Genomic DNA, 16,522 nt, shown 5'->3' on the forward strand with positions numbered 1-16,522 from the left:
CCGATAGTCAGGCGGCATTGAGTCCACAGACATTCTATTGACCCAACCCCCGGCTACTTGATCGCCGATCGGTCTCACCCGTTGCGCGGTTGTCCTGGCAGCGGGTGGAGGGCGGTGGATGTTTGCCGTAGACCAGGAAGTCCCCCACCCATTGCGCCACACAGCCGCTGGCGCTTGAGTTTGCCGGTTCCTTGAGGTGTAGTTGCCCTACCAGGGAAGACGCTGTGTCGCCGTGCTCGGCATTAACCAACACCATGCGTGCGACGTGCTCCGGGAATAGTGCGGCATAGCGGCTACCCAGGCGCGTGGCGTTGGCGTTGCCCAGGTAGTGCAACTGGGCATCGCCGAGTTGGGCGCGCACGAACTCCATGTCCCGTGCGGCCTGTTCGGCGCCCCCTTCCTGGTCGAGGTCACGCAGGCTGAGCTCGATGACGTCGTAACGGTTGAGCAGCGTGCGATACGCGGGCCTGGCGTAGCCGCCCCAAAGGCTGGTCAAGTGAATGACAAAGGTGCCGGCCTGGTTTTTTTTGGCGGCATTGCCGGCCTGGGCAAACACCACGCCTTGCCGGTTCAGCGGGTCACGGGCGCCGACGCGGGTCAGGTACAGGCGCAGGCTGCCTTGTCGGGGCGCGGCGTGGTTGCGCGGTACGGTGACGATGCCGCATTGGGTGCGTTGCAGCACGTCGGGGTCCAGGCGTTCCGCGCCGGGCAGCGGGCAGTCCAGCAGCCAGTCGATGGCGGTAGGAGGGATCAGCGGTTGGGCTGCGCTGGCCGTCACCCAGAGGCAAGCGCACGTCAGGTATTTGGCAACAGTCATCGAGAGGTCCTGGGCGGCCGGGTGAGAGCGGCTTTTTTACCAAGGACCTTTGGTCGATTAATGTAGGGTGAGAAGACAGCTGACGTACGAAACTTGAGTTTTGTTTATCGGATCTGTGTTTGCCAACCACCGCCCAGCGCCTTGTACAACGCGATGCTCGCCTGCAGACGTGCCAGGCGCAGTTGCACATTCTGGTCTTGGGCGGCGTACAGCGTACGTTGGGTTTCCAGCACCGTGAGCAGGTCTGCGGCGCCCGCCTGGTAGCGGCTTTCGGCGATCTGGAAAGCGCTCTGCGCCTGTTGCAGTTCTTCACTTTGCCATTGGCGTTGCTCGTCGAGGCGGGTAATGCTGCTGAGGGCTTTTTCCACATCGGCAAAGCCGTTGATGATCGCGCCGCGATAGGTGTGCAGCAGTTCATCCTGGCGTGCGCGGGCCTTGTCGCGTTCGGCGCTTAAACGGCCGTTGTTGAAGATCGGGCCGACCAGGCCGGCGGTCAGCGTGTAGTACGGACTGCGCAGGACATCCACGGCCTTGTAGGCGTCGGAACCCAGGGTTGCGCCAAGGGTGACGGCGGGCAGCATGGCCGCCCGCGCCACGGTGACGTCGGCCTGCGCCGCCGCCAGTTGCGCCTCGGCCTTGGCGATATCGGGCCGGCGAATGAGCAACTGGCTGGGCACGCCGGCGCCGATGGTTGGCCAGGCCAGCGTCGCGAAGGGCTCGGCACCGAGTTCAAGAGCCTGCACCGGTTGGCCGAGGAGGGCGGCCAGGGTGATCCGTGACTCTTCGGCCAGTTGCTTGATCAGCGGCAGTTGGCGCTGTTGGCCGGCCACCAGGCTTTTTTGCTGGGCCAGCTCCAGAGCGGTGGCGGAACCTGCGTCATAGCGGGTCTGCACCAGATCGAGCACGTTGCGCGCATTGGTCAGGTTCAGCTCGGCGATCTGCTCGCGCTGCCGGGCGGCCAGGGTTTGCGCGTAGCGGTCGGCCACGCTGCCGAGCAGGGTCAGTTCCACGGTCGCCTGGTCGAACTCGCTGGCGCGCAGGCTGTGCAGGGCGCTGTCGCGGGCCGCGGCGCGGCCACCCCAGAAGTCCACCTCGTAGCTGGCCGTGAGGTTGGCGCCGAAGTTGTCAACGGCTTCGTCGCTTTGTGAGGCATCCAGGTCGGGTCCTCCCGGCCCGCTCAGTAATTTCTGGTGGCTGGTGGTGAGGTTGGCCTTCACCTCCGGCAACAACGGCGCGCCGGCGATCACTGCGCTGGCTTGGGCCTGGCGCACGCGGGCCGTGGCGGCGGCCACGTCGAAACTGTCACGGCGGGCCTGGTCGATCAGACGGTTCAACTGCGGGCTGCCGAATTGCGTCCACCATTGCCGGTGGGTGGCCTGTGCGGCGTCGCGCTCGGCATATTGCCAGGCGACGGGCGGTGCGATGCCGCTGTCGATGGCGGGCGGGTTGCCGGCGCAGGCGCTGAGCAGCACGCACAAACCGGGCACGCAGAGGGATCGCTTATTCACTGGTCAACGCCTTAACCGGATCGAGCCGGGCAGCTTTACGGGCCGGCATGAAGCCGAATACGACGCCGGTGACCAGTGCACAACCAAATGCGCCCAGCACCGCCACCAGGGAAAACTGTACCGCCACTTCTGCCAGCACCAGCACGCCGCCCACCAGCAGGGCCAGGGCGATACCGCACAGGCCGCCGACCACCGAGAGCATCACCGCTTCCGTCAGGAATTGGCGCAGGATGTCGCGCTGGCGCGCGCCGGTGGCCATGCGGATGCCGATTTCACGGGTCCGTTCGCGCACGGTCATCAGCATGATATTCATCACGCCGATACCGCCCACCAACAGGGAAATCGCCGCAATCGAACCGAGCATCAACGACAGCGTGTTCTGCGTGCGCGCTTCGGCCTGGATCATCGCCGCGTTGTTGGTCAGTTCGTAATCGCGCTTACCGTTGTGCAGCCTCTGCATAAGCTGGTCGATGGCCAGCTCCGCCTCGCGGACCTTGCGCGCATCGGCCGCCGCGATCACCACGTATTCGGGGTTGTAGCTGCCGAACAGGCGCACGCTGGCGGCGGTGTAGGGGATGGCTATGCGGTCGTCGCTGTCTTTGTTGCCGGAACTGGCGCCTTTTTCCGCCAGCACGCCGATCACCTGGAACGGCACGTTCTCGATCAGGATGTACTGGCCGATGGGGTCGACTTCGCCCTTGAACAGCTTCTCGCGCACCCGATGCCCGATCACCGCCACGGTGGCAGCGGCGCGCTCGTCCTCGGCGGTGAAGTAATTGCCCTCGACCACCGGCCAGTTGAAAATCTGCGGGAAGTTGGTGTCATTGCCGCCCACGTACGCCATGTAGTCGACATTGCCGAACCGCACCCCGGCCTCGCTGCCGTTGACCGGCATGATGCGCTGCACCTGGGGCAGCGCCGCCAGTGCGTGAACGTCCTCAAGGGTGACGATACCCAGCGGCGTTCGCGGGTTGGGCGACGAGCCGCTCAGGTAGATGATGTTGGAACCGAAGGCGCCCATCTGCGCCATGACCTGGCGCTTGCTGCCTTCGCCTACCGCCAGCATCACCACCACCGACGCCACGCCGATAATGATGCCCAGCAGGGTCAGCGCGGTGCGGAAGCGATTGATCCACATCACGCGCCAGGCCGCCTGTACCGCGTCCACCAGTTCGGCTTTCCACGCGCCGTTGTGCTCGGCGCCGTCGGCCAGGCGTTGACGCAGGTCCACGGCTTGCAGGGCACCGTTCGCCAATGCCGGTGCGACGTCGCTGCCATCGGCCGAGTCGCTGATGATCAAGCCGTCGCGAATCTCGATGATGCGGTTGGCCCGCGCTGCCACTTCGCGGTCGTGGGTGATCAGGATCACCACGTGGCCCTGGCCGGCCAGTTCGTCCAGCAAGCTCATGACCTCGGCGCCGCTGTGGCTGTCGAGGGCGCCGGTGGGTTCGTCGGCCAGGATGATGTGGCCGCCGTTCATCAACGCGCGCGCGATGGACACCCGCTGCTGCTGGCCACCGGAAAGCTGGTGCGGACGGTTGCCGGTACGGTCGGCCAGGCCAAGGCGCGTGAGCAGGGCGCTGGCGCGGGTGTGGCGCTCGGCGGCGCTGATACCGGCATAGATCGCCGGCATTTCGACGTTTTCCTGGGCCGACCCCGAGGGGATCAGGTGGTAGCCCTGGAACACAAAGCCGAAGGCTTCGCGGCGCAGCCAGGCCAGTTCGTCGCTGTCCAGATGGGCGACGTTTTCCCCGGCGAACAGGTAGTCGCCCATGCTGGGGCGGTCGAGGCAGCCGAGGATATTCATCAAGGTCGACTTGCCCGAGCCCGAGGCCCCGACGATGGCGACAAATTCCCCGGCATGAATCGACAGGTCGATGCCGCGCAAGACGTCAACCTGCGGGCTATCGCCGCCGCCGTAGGACTTGCGGATGTTCTTGAGTTCGATCAGGGGCGTGGTCACTCAACCCCCGCTGCCGTCGGCCGGGCCGATCAGCAGTTGATCGCCTTCGTCCAGGCCCTTGAGCACCTGAACGCGCAGGCGGTCGCTGATGCCCAGTTGCACGTGACGTTCTTCGATACGGCCGTTTTTCAACACGACCCGCGCGATCTGCCGATCGGCGCTGGAAGTGCCCTGCAACGCGGCAACGGGGGCGGTGAGGGCGTCCTTGACCTGGCTGGCGACGAAAAACACCTGGGTGGTCATTTCGGCCATCAGCGCGTTGTCGCTGTTGTCCACGTCCAGCAGCACGGTGTACAGCACCACGCGGCCACTGCCGCTTTTACTGGAACTGTTGGGGCTGCCGCTGCCCTGGGTTTCATTCAACGGCTTGGGCGGGATCGGCAAAATCTGCCGCACGGTGCTGGTCCAGCGGCGGTTGCCGCCGCTGAGGGTGGTGAAATACGCAGTCATGCCGGGTTTGACGTGGCCGATATCGGCTTCCGAGACTTCAGCCCACACGGTCATCGGCGACAATTTGGCGATGCGCAGGATCAGCGGCGTCTGCTGCTGCGCGTTGAGGGTCTGGCCGACCCGTGCATCCACCGCCACGACGGTGCCGGCCATGGGCGCGTAGATGCGCGTGTAGCCCAGTTCCGCTTCGTCGCTGCGCAGGCTGGCCCGGGCCTGGCGGATCTGGGCCTGGTACATGTCGATCCGGGCCTGGGTGGCCTTGAGTTCCGCGCTGGCGGTTTGTACGTCTTCTTCACGGGTGGCGTTACCGGCGGCCAAGCGTTGCTGGCGCTGGTATTTCTGGCGCGCCAGCTCGTGCTGGGCCTTCTGCTCCTGCAACTGGGCGTTGAGGTTTTCGATGGCGTAGCGGCTGGCGTCGAGCTTGGCCTGTTGCGTGGACGGGTCGATCTCCACCAGCAGCTGGCCTTCCTGGACCTGATCGCCAGCCTCGACGTGGATCTTGCGGATCTGCCCGGATGCCTGGGCGCCCACGTCCACGTAGCGCCGCGGTTGCAGGGTGCCCAGGGCGGTCACGCTGTTTTCGATATTGCCGCGGCTGACGGTCACGGTGGTGAGCGCGTCACGCCCCGGCGGCAGCACCTGCCAGGCCGCGATGGCAATGATGGGGAGCAGGCACGCGATAGCCAGCAAGGCGCGTCGGGCAGGTCGAGGGCGTTTCATGCTTGGGTTCCAGCCAGGAAAGTTCGGACCGCAGTTGCGGGGAGCTGACAAGTAAACGAGGGCAATGCGCCTAAATTTAGGCGGTTACACAAGCGGTTACAGCTCCCTTGAAGAAAAATAATTGTCCATTGCTGCAAGTGTGCTTAAAAGTAGATGAGAATTACTATAAATTGCACGTACCCAATCTGCCATTACTTACACGCTGCCTTCTTTCGCACTCAAGGGCCTAATGCCGCCACCCGGCGGTCGGGAGTCATGTTGGAAAACTACTATCGCGAGCTGGTGTGTTTCCTCAACGCCAAGCTGGGCAACCGCCAGGTGGCCGAAGATGTGGTGCATGACGCTTATGTCCGGGTGCTGGAACGTTCCAGCCAGGTCCCCATCGAACAACCCCGCGCCTTTTTGTACCGCACCGCCCTCAACCTGGTGATCGACGGTCACCGCCGCAACGCCTTGCGCCAGGTCGAGCCGCTGGATGTGCTGGACGCCGAAGAGCGCTTCGCCACCTGCTCGCCGCACACCCAGCACGACCATGGCCAGCGCCTGGAACTGCTCGAGCGCGCCTTGGCCGAGCTGTCGCCGGCGTGTCGCGACAGTTTCCTGTTGCGCAAACTCGAGGGCCTGACCCACCTGCAGATCGCGCAACGCCTGTGTATTTCCCGCGCCTTGGTGGAAAAACACATCGTCAACGCCATGAAGCACTGCCGGGTGCGCATGCGCGAGTGGGAAGCGTACTGACCCGCTGTTAGTTAAATTTTATTTCACTGTCCTCGTTTCCTATCAACACATGACCTGTTGTGCAGGTCTTGAAGGTATTCCCGCCCCACCGCCAAGGGGCTTATCCAGAGGACACTGGAATGACACAGGCAATTGCTTCGCCCGCGGTTCACGACCTGATCGGTATCGGTTTCGGCCCTTCGAACCTGGCGCTGGCCATCGCCCTGCAGGAGCGCGAAAAGGCCCAGGGCAAACTGGACGTGCTGTTTCTCGACAAACAGGCCGACTACCGCTGGCACGGCAATACCCTGGTGACCCAGAGCGAACTGCAGATTTCGTTCCTCAAGGACCTGGTGACCCTGCGCAACCCCACCAGCCCGTACTCCTTCGTCAATTACCTCAAGGCCCATGACCGCCTGGTGGACTTCATCAACCTGGGCACCTTCTACCCGTGCCGCATGGAGTACAACGACTACCTGCGCTGGGTGGCGGGGCAGTTCCAGGCCCAGGCGCGCTATGGCGAGGAAGTGCTGGCCATCGAGCCGATCCTGCATCAGCAGCAGGTTGAAGCGCTGCGCGTGATTTCCCGCGATGCGCTGGGCGAGCAGCATGTGCGCACCACCCGTTCGGTGGTCGTCAGCGCCGGCGGCACGCCGCGCATTCCCGAGGCGTTCAAGGCGCTCAAGGGTGACAACCGGGTGTTCCACCATTCGCAATACCTGGAGCGCCTGGCCTCGCAGCCGTGTGTCGAGGGCAAGGCCATGCGCATTGCCATCATCGGCGGCGGCCAGAGCGCGGCCGAGGCCTTTATCGACCTCAACGACAGCTTCCCCTCGGTGCAGGTCGACATGATCCTGCGCGGCTCGGCGCTCAAGCCCGCCGATGACAGCCCGTTCGTCAACGAAGTGTTCTCGCCGGCCTTTACCGACCTGGTGTTCCAGCAGGAGGGGGCCGAGCGCGAGCGCCTGGTCGCCGAGTACCAGAACACCAACTATTCGGTGGTGGACCTGGACCTGATCGAGCGTATCTACGGCATTTTCTACCGCCAGAAAGTCTCCGGCATCGCCCGCCAGGCGTTCCGCACCATGACCGTGGTCGAAAAGGCCACCGCCGGCCCGCTGGGCATCGAACTGGCGCTGCGCAACAACGCCAGCGGCGAAACCAGCGTCAATCACTATGATGCGGTGATCCTGGCAACCGGCTACGAGCGCCAGACGCACCGCGCCTTGCTGGCGCCGCTGGAGGCCTACCTGGGCGACTTCGAAGTGGCGCGGGACTACCGCATCGTCACCGATGAGCGTTGCAACGCCGGCATCTACATCCAAGGGTTCAGCCAGGCCAGCCACGGCTTGAGCGATACCTTGCTGTCGGTGCTGCCGATCCGCGCGGATGAAATTGCGGCGTCGTTGTATGCACTGGACCGTGGGCGTGGCCAGGGCCGCTCGGTGCAGGACTTGTTACTGGCTACCGCGAGCTGACCAGCTGCGCTTGTGAGCAGGAGGGTTGGCTGATACTGTACAAAAAACCAGTATCGGTAGCCCGCCATGCAGTTGATCGAAAAACTCAGCATCCTCGCCGACGCCGCCAAGTACGACGCCTCGTGCGCCAGCAGTGGCGCGCCCAAGCGCAGCTCCGAGGGCAAGGCGGGGCTGGGTTCCACCGATGGCATGGGCATCTGCCACAGCTACACGCCGGACGGGCGCTGCGTGTCGTTGCTCAAGGTGCTGCTCACCAACTTCTGTCTGTACGACTGCCAATACTGCGTCAACCGCCGTTCCAGCGACGTGCCCCGCGCGCGTTTCAGCCCGGAGGAGGTGGTTACCCTGACCCTGGATTTCTACCGGCGCAATTGCGTCAGCGGGCTGTTTCTCAGCTCCGGCATCATCCGTTCGTCCGACTACACCATGGAGCAGTTGGTGCGGGTCGCCAAACTGTTGCGCGAAGAACATGACTTTCGCGGTTACATCCACCTCAAGACCATTCCCGACGCGGACCCGGCGCTGATCGCCGAAGCCGGGCGTTATGCCGACCGCCTGAGCGTGAACATCGAACTGCCCACCGAGGCCAGCCTGCAGACCCTGGCGCCGGAAAAACAGATCGTCTCGATCAAGCAGGCCATGCAGACCATCTACACCGGCGAGCAAACCGTGCTCAACGAACCCCGCGCGCCGCGTTTCGCGCCGGCCGGGCAGAGCACGCAGATGATCGTCGGCGCCGACGACACCGACGACAGCACCATCCTCCATGGTGCCGAGGCGTTGTACGGCAACTTCAAGCTGCGTCGCGTGTATTACTCGGCGTTCAGTCCCATCCCCAACAGTCCGAAGAGCGTTCCCCTGGCGGCACCGCCGCTGATGCGCGAGCACCGCTTGTACCAGGCCGACTTCCTGTTGCGCAGCTACGGCTTCAGTGCCAACGAACTGTTCAAAGGCCCCGGCCACCTGGCCCTGGATATCGACCCCAAGTTGGCCTGGGCCCTGGAACACCGGGAGGTGTTCCCCCTGGACCTGAACCGCGCCGAGGCGACCTTGATCGCACGCATTCCGGGCATTGGCCTGCGCACCACCCAGCGCCTGGTGGACCTGCGCCGTGAACGCAAGATCCGTTTCGAAGACCTGGCACGCATGCGTTGCGTACTGGCCAAGGCCAAGCCGTTCTTCATCACCAGTGACTACCACCCGCAACAGGCCGAAAGCACCAGCGTATTGCTGCGCGAGCAGCTGCGCGACCGCCCGGCGCCGCAGCAGATGGGGTTGTGGGGATGATCAGCCTGGAATGCGCCAACCTGTTCAGCACCTGGCGCGAGCAGGCGCGCTGGTTGCTCAGTCATCAGGTCGACCCCAGCCAGGTGAGCTGGGGTGAAGCTGAAGTGGCCGATCTGTTTGCCACCGACCAGCCCGTTCCGCAAGGGCTGGGGCCGTTCCAGACGCGGGTGCCCAAGGCCTTGCTGGAACTGCTGGAATCGGCCGCCTGTTACCACGGCGACCAGCGCTGGAGCCTGTTGTATGAAGTGCTGTGGCGCGTCAGCCATGGCGACCGCACGGCGATGCTGGCGGGCGACAAGCTGGGCAGTGAGTTGCAACGGCGGATCAAGCAGGTCAGTCGTGAAGCGCACCACCTGCATGCGTTTGTGCGCTTTATCGCCCTCCCTGCGGATGCGGGCCCCGAGTTGCCGGAATACGTGGCTTGGCACGAACCGGCGCACGACATCCTGAAATCCGCCAGCCAGCATTTTGTCGGGCGCATGGGGCGTCATCGCTGGATGATCGCCACGCCGCTGGACGGGGTGTATTACGACGGAGAGCAGCTTATCCACCAACGCGCGTGCCCCGAGGCATGGCGGCAACTGGCGCAGAATGTCGAGGACCCACACAGTGCGATGTGGCTGACCTATTACAGCCACATCTTCAACCCGGCGCGGTTGAACCCCAAGGTGATGGAGGGACACCTGCCGAGCCGCTTCTGGAAGAACCTGCCGGAGGGCAAGTTGATCCCGGGCTTGATCAGTGAAGCGCGCACGGGGAAGCAGAAGGACGGCCAGGCAAAACTGATTGGCGCCCGGCCCGGAAAGAAAATCCCAAGCCCCTTGTAGTGAGCGGGCTTGTCCCGCGCTGGGTGGCGAAGCCGCCCCAACAAAGACACCTCCAGATTCCAGTTAAACCGAATCGCCTGGTTTGGGGCGGCTCCGCCACCCAGCGCGGGACAAGCCCGCTCACTACACAAGGCAATCAGGGTAAGTCAGCGCCGCCAACCGCCACCCAAGGCAGTCACCAACCCCACGCTGGCCTGCAACTGGCGCGTCTGCACAGCCTGCAATGTCCGCTGTGCCTGCAGCGCCGCTGTCTGCGCGGTCACCACATCCAGGTAACTCACCGCGCCGGCTTGATAGCTGTTCATCGCCAGTGACTGCGTGTGCTGCGCGGCATCCGCCGCCGCCTGTTCATCCTGCGCTTGCTGCTGCAAGTCCCGCAGTTGCGCCAGGTTGTCTTCCACCTCGCGCACCGCTTTGAGTACCTGGCTACGGTAGTGCGCCGAGGCTTCTTCAAACTCGGCGTGGGCTTGGCGTTCATTGGCGCTCAGCCGGCCGCCATTAAAGACCGGCATGTTGACCAGCGGCCCCAGCGCCCAGTAGCGATTGCTCGCCGACAACAGGTTGCCGACACCTTGCGTCTGCCCGCCGATCAGCCCGGTCAGGCTGAAATCCGGATACCACGCCGCCTTGGCCACGCCGATATTGGCATTGGCGGCAAACACCCGCCGCTCCGCCGCCGCGATGTCCGGGCGTCGTTGCAGCAGGTGGCTTGGCAATTGCGCAGGAATTCCCGGCAGGTGCATCAACCCTTGGCTCGGCGGCAATGTGAAATCACTGGCGGCCACCCCCACCAGTTCGCCAATGGCATGTTCGGTCAGGTTGCGCTGGCCGCGAACCTCATCCCATTGCGCCTTGGCCTGGGCCCATTGGTTTTGCGCACGGGTGAGGTCCAGCTCCGAAGCAATCTGGCCCTCATAGCGGCTGCGGGTCAGTTGCAGCGCCTGGCTGAAATCCTCCAACGAAGTGTTGAGGATCTGCGCCTGTGCGTCCAGACCATTGAGCTGCACATACAAGGTTGCCAACTGATGCTGCAGGCTCAAGCGCGCAGCGGCCAAGTCATCGCCAGACGCTTGCGCCTGGGCGTCGCCGGCGGCCACCTGGTTGCGGACTTTGCCCCACAGGTCGAGGTCGTAGCTCAGCGAAAAACCTGCTGTGTCGCTGTTGTACACGGACGGTTGCGTATTCCCACGCAGTGGCCGTGAGTCCGATTGCCGCTGGCGCAAGGGCTGCGCGCTGGCGGTGATCTGCGGGAACAACCCGGCCCGCAATTGGCTGGCGTACGCCTGGGACGCATCGAAATGCGCCAGTGCCGCTGCGAGGTCCGGGTTGGCCTTGAGCAGACGCTGCTGCAGGTCGTCCAGGCGCGGGTCGTTGTAGAGTTTCCACCATTCGGGCGCCCGTTCGTCGCACGGTTGTGCGCTGTGCCAAGGGCCGTCTTCGGTCTGTTCGCGGTAGTGGGTTGGCAGGTCCACCGTCGGCGCCTTGTAAGCGGGCGCCAGTGAGCAGCCTTGCAACGCCAGCAGCATCAAGGCTGCGATGGGTTTAAGCCGCGGGCGCATGCGTGCCTCCCGAGGCTTTGGCCAGTTGCACAGGGTCACCTTCACGCAGGGCGTCCGGCGGGTTGTCGACCACGCGGTCGGTGGGCTTCAGGCCCTGGTCAACCACCAGGCGTTCGCCCAGGTCCAGACCGATGTGGATGCCTTGCAGGTGCACATGGTTCTGCGCGTCCAGCAGCGCCACTTGGGTGCCTTGGGCGCGGAAGATCAACGCGCTGGCCGGGATGCTTACGCCATGGGTGTCCGCTGGAATCGGCAAGGTGGCTTCGGCGTAATCGCCGGGCAGCAACCGGCCGTCGGGGTTGTCTGCCACGAATTGCGCGAGCAGGGTGCCGGAGCGTCGGTCGATGGCGGTGGAGTCGCCGATCAGGCGGGCCTTGAAGTGTTCGCCGGGGTGTTCGGGCACGGTCAGCTCGGCTTCAAGGCCGGGCCGGATGACCGCCGCATAGTTCTGCGGCACCGGTACATACAGGCGTAATTGGTGGGTGTCGGCCAGGTCGAACAGCTCTGGATCGCTGTCGCTGTCGGCCTTGATCAACTGGCCGATATCGGTGTTGCGCGCGGTGATGGTGCCGGCAAACGGCGCGCGCAGGGTCTTGTAGCTTTCCAGTGCGGTGAGCCTGGCGTAGTCGGCAGCGGCGGCTTCGGCGTTGGCCTTGGCAGCGGCAGCATTGGAGGTTTTTTCGTCGGCCTCCTGGCGCGACACCGAGTGACTGGCGAGCAGGTGCTGCCAGCGCGTGGCGGTGGTTTCGGCCAGGCGTGCGTTGGCCTGCTCCTGTACCAGGCGGGCATGGGTCTGGGCCAGTTGCTGGTCGAGGTCGGGGCTGTCGATCTCGGCCAGAATCTGCCCGGCCTTGACCTGGCTGCCGATGTCGGCCTTCCAGTCCTTCAGATAGCCACTGACCCTGGCGTGGATCGGCGCCTTGCTCCAGGCTTCCAGGTGCGCAGGCAAGCGCAGGGTATCGCTGGCGACGTTCTGTTGCGGTTCAAACACCATGACTTGCGCGACGGCGGCGGTTTCGGTCCAGGCGCTGACCGATTGTTCGTGCAGCGTGCGGGCGTGCAGGCCGTTGGCGACCAGCAGGGCGGCCAGGGTCAGGCCGCCCGCACCCATGAGCATCAGACGTTTGCGCGAGGGTTTGTGATCAGACGACATGGGGTGTTTCTCCAGCAGTTGCGCGAGTAGGGTGACGACCGTGGACCAGACTGAAAACCACGGGAACAAACAACAAGGTGGCGAGGGTGGCGAAGATCAAACCACCGATCACAGCGCGTCCGAGGGGGGCGTTCTGCTCCTCGGAGATCGCCAGGGGCAGCATGCCGATGATCATCGCCAGGGCGGTCATGCACACCGGACGAAAGCGTGTGTAGCCGGCTTCCAGCGCGGCCTTCAACGCATCGCCATGTTCGGCCAGGCGTTCGCGGCAGAAGCTCACCACCAGGATCGAGTTGGCAGTGGCCACGCCCATGCACAGAATGGCCCCGGTCAGCGCCGGTACCGACAACGAGGTGCCGCTGAGGAACAGCATCCACACGATTCCCGCCAGCGCCGCCGGTAGCGCGGTGATGATCACAAACGGGTCGGCCCAGGATTGGAAATTGACCACGATCAGCAGGTAGATGAGCACCACCGCACCGAGCAGGCCCAGGCTCAACCCACTGAACGCTTCATGCAACGCATCGATCTGCCCGTGCAGGCTGATCACCGCACCCTTGGGGCGCAGCGACGCGGTGTCATCCAGTATTTTTTGCACATCGCGCGCCACGCCGCCGAGGTCGCGGCCTTGCACGTTGGCGTACAGGTCCAGGGTCGGTTCGATGTTGTAGTGGGTCACCACCGCCGGGCTTTGCACGCGGGAAATGGTGGCCACGCCGCCAAGGATCTGCGATCGGCCGTCGGAGCCGGTCACCGGCAGGGCTTCCAGCGACGGCAGGCTGTCGAGGCGATATTGCGGGGTCGCGGCGACGATGGAGTAAGACACGCCGTTGGCCGGGTTGAGCCAGAAGGTCGGCGCGGTCTGCGAGCTGCCGGCGAGTGAGGCGACCATGCTATTGGTCACGTCGCGCTCGGTGATGCCCAGGCCATTGGCGCGCATGCGATCGACGTTGACCTGTAACGAAGGGTAGCCCGTGGACTGCTGGATACGCAGATCGGCGATGCCCGGAACGTGCTGCAAGCGGCGTTCGAGTTCCACCGCATAGGCGCGGTTCTCTTCATCGCTGCGCCCGGAGATTTTCACATCCAGCGGGGCGGGGGCGCCGAAGTTGAGGATCTGGCTGCTGATGTCGGCGGGCAGGAACGCAAAGTGGCTGCCGGGGAAGCTTTGCGGCAGGGCTTCACGCAGTTTTTTCACGTAGTCGGCGGTGGGCGCGTGGTGCTTTTTAAGGCTGATCTGAATATCGCCATCCTGCGGACCGATGGTGCCGCTGCTGCTGTAGGCCATGTCGATGCCGCTGAGAGGAATGCCGATATTGTCGACGATGGTGTCCAGTTGGTCGGCCGGGATCACTTCGCGGATCCGCGCTTCGATACGATCAAAAGCGGCGGCGCTTTCCTCGATGCGCGTGCCCAGTGGCAAACGCACATGCAGGGCGAGGGCGCCGGCGTCGGTGGCCGGGAAAAAATCCTGGCCCAGGCTTGGCAGCAGCAGGAATGAGGCGAGTACGCAGGCAAGAAATCCGAGGATAAAACGCCTGCGATTACCCAGCGCCAAGGTCAGCAGGCCGTGATAGGTATCGCGGATATTCGAGAAATGGCGTTCGAAACCCTGCTGGAAACTCAACAGCGATTGCAGTGCGGCGTTGCGCGGTTTCTGGTGCTGTTCACCTTCGTGATGATTGATGAATTGATCTTCCGGGTGATGCCCGGCGCCCTGCTCCGGCGTATGCGGCTTAAGCAGGAACATCGCCAGTGTCGGTACCAGCGTACGCGACAGGACAAAGGAACTGGCCATGGCAAAGATCACCGCCAGGGCCATGGGACGGAACAGGTAACCGGCGATGCCTTGCAGCAGAAACATCGGCACGAACACGATGCAGATGCACAACAACGAGATGAACGCCGGGCCGACAATTTGCGCGGCGCCGTCGAGGATCGCGGTCTTCACCGCCTTGCCTTGTTCCAGATGCCAGTTGATGTTCTCGATGGTCACCGTGGCATCGTCCACCAGGATCCCCACGGCCAAGGCCAGCCCGCCGAGGGTCATCACGTTGAGGGTTTGTCCGGACACCGCCAGCAGCGCGATGGCCGCGAGCACGGCCAGGGGGATCGACGCGGCGATGATCAGTGTTGAACGCCAACTGCCCAGGAACAGCAGGATCATCGCACTGGTCAGCAGCGCGGCAATGATGCCTTCCTGGGCCACGCTGCCCACCGATTGCTTGACGAACACCGAGGCATCCCCCAGCAGCGAAGTCTTCAGCGACGGTGGCAGGGTTTCGTTGATGCGCGGCAACATCTGACGGATGCCGTCGATAATCGACAGGGTGGAAATGCTGCCGTTTTTCAGCGCCGGCATCAGCACCGCGCGGTGGCCGTCGACACGCACGATGTTGGTCTGCGGCGGCGAGCCGTCGCGCACGTGGGCGACTTGGCCGATGGTAATCAGCGCACCGTCGACGGTCTTGATCGGCAGGTCGTTGAGTTCACCGATGGCCTTGGGGCTGTTATTGAGCAGCACCGTGTATTCGTTGCGCCCAAGTTTGGCGGTGCCCACCGGAATGATCTGGTTCTGCAGGGCCAGGGCGTTGCCCACATCCTGCGCCGACAGGCCTTTGGCTGCCAATGCCTGCGGGTCGAGGTCGAGGGTGATCTGGCGTTGCTTGCCGCCCATGGGGGTCGGCATGGCCAGGCCGGGCAGGGCGCTCAATGGCAGGCGGATGTTGTTCTGCACCAGGTCGCGGATCCTGGCTTCCGACAGGCTCGGGCTGGAGAATGCCATCTGCAGGATCGGCACCGTGGAAGCGCTGTAATTTAGGATCAGCGGCGGCGTGATGCCCGGCGGCATCTGCTTGAGCACGGTTTGTGAAACCGCCGTGACTTGGGCGTTGGCGGTGCGGATATCCACGCCGGGCTGGAAGAAAATCTTGACGATGCCCATGCCGGGCAAGGATTGCGATTCGATATGTTCGATGTCGTTGACGGTGGTGCTCAGGGAGCGTTCATAGGTGTATATCACCCGACCAGCCATGGCGTCCGGCGACAGGCCGTTGTACTGCCACACCACGGCGACGACGGGGATGCCGATATCCGGGAATACGTCAGTGGGGGTGCGCAGGGCCGCCATCGGCCCGATGATGCAGATGAATATGGCCAACACGATAAACGTGTACGGCTTGTGCAGTGCGGTCTTTACCAGTCCGAGCATGCGTGAACTTCCTTGGTGCAGGATTGCAAACCCCGGCAGTCTTGCGCGACCCACCTAACACGCACCTTTCAGCCAGGTGAAGGAACATTTAGGCGGGGGCTGAAGATCCTTTCACAGGGATTCATTTGTCCTGCACCGGTTCGCTCCCCAAGCTGGCAGCCCATCGGACACATCGTCTTTTTTGGAGCCTTGCCATGTCACTTAAACCCTTGTTGCTGATTCCCGCCCTTGGTGCCGTGCTGCTGCTATCGGCGTGCGCCGGCCCCATTCCCAAGGCAGACCCGAGCCAAGCGTGGATTGGTTTGAAGGAAGAAGCCCCGAACGATCTGATGGCTGAGCGCGTAGACGGCAAGCGTGTCGATGACGGACGCTTTTTCGAGGTGACGCCGGGGGACCATCGCTTGGATGTGACGTTATTCGAGGAGGAGCCAGGTGACGACAACCAGCAGGACTGCCAGGGTCGGGTCGAGTACAAACATTTCAAGGCGGGCGAACATTACACCCTGGTGGAGTCGAGCTTGGGCACCACCGTGCGTGCGTCCCTGGAGGATGGCCACGGCAAGGAAGTCGCGGCCACCCAGGACTTCAATTGCATGCCCGGCTAGGCGTGATGCACCGCCGCCTTGTGGGGCTTGGCGGGCGAAGCGGGTTTGACGTGGGGGTGGTGGTGCCGGCGGGTAATACGCAGCACCCCCCACAACATGGCGCCGGCAACCGACAGCCAACCACAGACCAACAGGAAAATCGTTGTTGCAAGGCTCATTCGGGCCTCCTTTCGCCCCGCAGGGGGCACACACAGTCTTCTCAATGGACAGTCTAGCCAACCGGCGGT

General features: G+C 63.9%; 13 protein-coding genes. 5 read left to right on the plus strand and 8 right to left on the minus strand.

Annotated elements, in window-relative coordinates:
* Positions 1 to 34: 34 nt before the first annotated feature.
* From KVG91_RS20155 to KVG91_RS20170, 4 genes are all read right to left on the minus strand, one after another.
* Positions 35 to 817 carry an alpha/beta fold hydrolase gene (locus tag KVG91_RS20155; protein WP_169377883.1) on the minus strand — a complete coding sequence of 261 codons (783 nt, stop codon included), beginning with the start codon at positions 815 to 817 and terminating at the stop codon, positions 35 to 37.
* A 104-nt stretch (positions 818 to 921) separates the two neighbouring features.
* Positions 922 to 2,325 carry an efflux transporter outer membrane subunit gene (locus tag KVG91_RS20160; RefSeq protein WP_169377884.1) on the minus strand — a complete coding sequence of 468 codons (1,404 nt, stop codon included), beginning with the start codon at positions 2,323 to 2,325 and terminating at the stop codon, positions 922 to 924.
* Complete coding sequence (locus KVG91_RS20165; protein ID WP_169377885.1) at positions 2,318 to 4,288, minus strand: MacB family efflux pump subunit; 1,971 nt, start codon at positions 4,286 to 4,288, stop codon at positions 2,318 to 2,320. The genes KVG91_RS20160 and KVG91_RS20165 overlap by 8 nt, the downstream gene beginning before the upstream one ends.
* Positions 4,289 to 5,458: an efflux RND transporter periplasmic adaptor subunit gene (locus KVG91_RS20170; protein WP_169377886.1), complete on the minus strand. Its 1,170-nt coding sequence runs from the start codon at positions 5,456 to 5,458 to the stop codon at positions 4,289 to 4,291. It abuts the gene before it with no gap.
* 255 nt (positions 5,459 to 5,713) lie between these two features.
* Here KVG91_RS20170 and KVG91_RS20175 point away from each other — a divergent pair, with 255 nt between their 5' ends.
* The 4 genes from KVG91_RS20175 (at position 5,714) to KVG91_RS20190 (ending at position 9,767) form a co-directional block, all read left to right on the plus strand.
* A complete protein-coding gene (locus tag KVG91_RS20175; protein ID WP_169377887.1) occupies positions 5,714 to 6,196 on the plus strand; it encodes a sigma-70 family RNA polymerase sigma factor in 483 nt (160 codons plus the stop codon).
* 119 nt (positions 6,197 to 6,315) lie between these two features.
* Positions 6,316 to 7,653: a lysine N(6)-hydroxylase/L-ornithine N(5)-oxygenase family protein gene (locus tag KVG91_RS20180; protein WP_169377888.1), complete on the plus strand. Its 1,338-nt coding sequence runs from the start codon at positions 6,316 to 6,318 to the stop codon at positions 7,651 to 7,653.
* Positions 7,654 to 7,719: 66 nt separating this feature from the next.
* A complete protein-coding gene (locus KVG91_RS20185; RefSeq protein ID WP_076950904.1) occupies positions 7,720 to 8,940 on the plus strand; it encodes a putative DNA modification/repair radical SAM protein in 1,221 nt (406 codons plus the stop codon).
* Complete coding sequence (locus tag KVG91_RS20190) at positions 8,937 to 9,767, plus strand: TIGR03915 family putative DNA repair protein (RefSeq protein WP_169377889.1); 831 nt, start codon at positions 8,937 to 8,939, stop codon at positions 9,765 to 9,767. Before KVG91_RS20185 ends, KVG91_RS20190 begins: the two co-directional genes overlap by 4 nt.
* 146 nt (positions 9,768 to 9,913) lie before the next feature.
* Here the strand turns inward: KVG91_RS20190 and KVG91_RS20195 are convergent, their stop codons facing one another.
* Genes KVG91_RS20195 through KVG91_RS20205 form a run of 3 tightly spaced genes read right to left on the minus strand, consistent with a single transcriptional unit; the run spans position 9,914 to position 15,690 of the window.
* Entirely contained in the window at positions 9,914 to 11,326 is a 1,413-nt protein-coding gene (locus KVG91_RS20195; protein ID WP_169377890.1) for an efflux transporter outer membrane subunit, read from the minus strand.
* Positions 11,310 to 12,479 (minus strand): efflux RND transporter periplasmic adaptor subunit, encoded by a 1,170-nt coding sequence (locus tag KVG91_RS20200; RefSeq protein WP_169377891.1) that lies wholly within the window; start codon positions 12,477 to 12,479, stop codon positions 11,310 to 11,312. Before KVG91_RS20200 ends, KVG91_RS20195 begins: the two co-directional genes overlap by 17 nt.
* Positions 12,469 to 15,690 (minus strand): efflux RND transporter permease subunit, encoded by a 3,222-nt coding sequence (locus KVG91_RS20205; RefSeq protein ID WP_169377892.1) that lies wholly within the window; start codon positions 15,688 to 15,690, stop codon positions 12,469 to 12,471. The genes KVG91_RS20200 and KVG91_RS20205 overlap by 11 nt, the downstream gene beginning before the upstream one ends.
* Positions 15,691 to 15,884: 194 nt before the next feature.
* Here KVG91_RS20205 and KVG91_RS20210 point away from each other — a divergent pair, with 194 nt between their 5' ends.
* The gene (locus KVG91_RS20210; protein WP_169377893.1) at positions 15,885 to 16,295 is read left to right on the plus strand and encodes a PA0061/PA0062 family lipoprotein; all 411 of its coding nucleotides are present in this window, start codon (positions 15,885 to 15,887) and stop codon (positions 16,293 to 16,295) included.
* On the opposite strand, the gene KVG91_RS20215 is transcribed toward KVG91_RS20210, so the two are convergent.
* Positions 16,292 to 16,453, minus strand: a complete 162-nt coding sequence (locus tag KVG91_RS20215) for a hypothetical protein (protein ID WP_169377894.1) — start codon at positions 16,451 to 16,453, stop codon at positions 16,292 to 16,294. The two genes, KVG91_RS20210 and KVG91_RS20215, sit on opposite strands and share 4 nt — an antisense overlap.
* Positions 16,454 to 16,522 lie beyond the last annotated feature (69 nt).

Source organism: Pseudomonas azadiae, from assembly GCF_019145355.1.
Lineage (GTDB): Bacteria > Pseudomonadota > Gammaproteobacteria > Pseudomonadales > Pseudomonadaceae > Aquipseudomonas > Aquipseudomonas azadiae.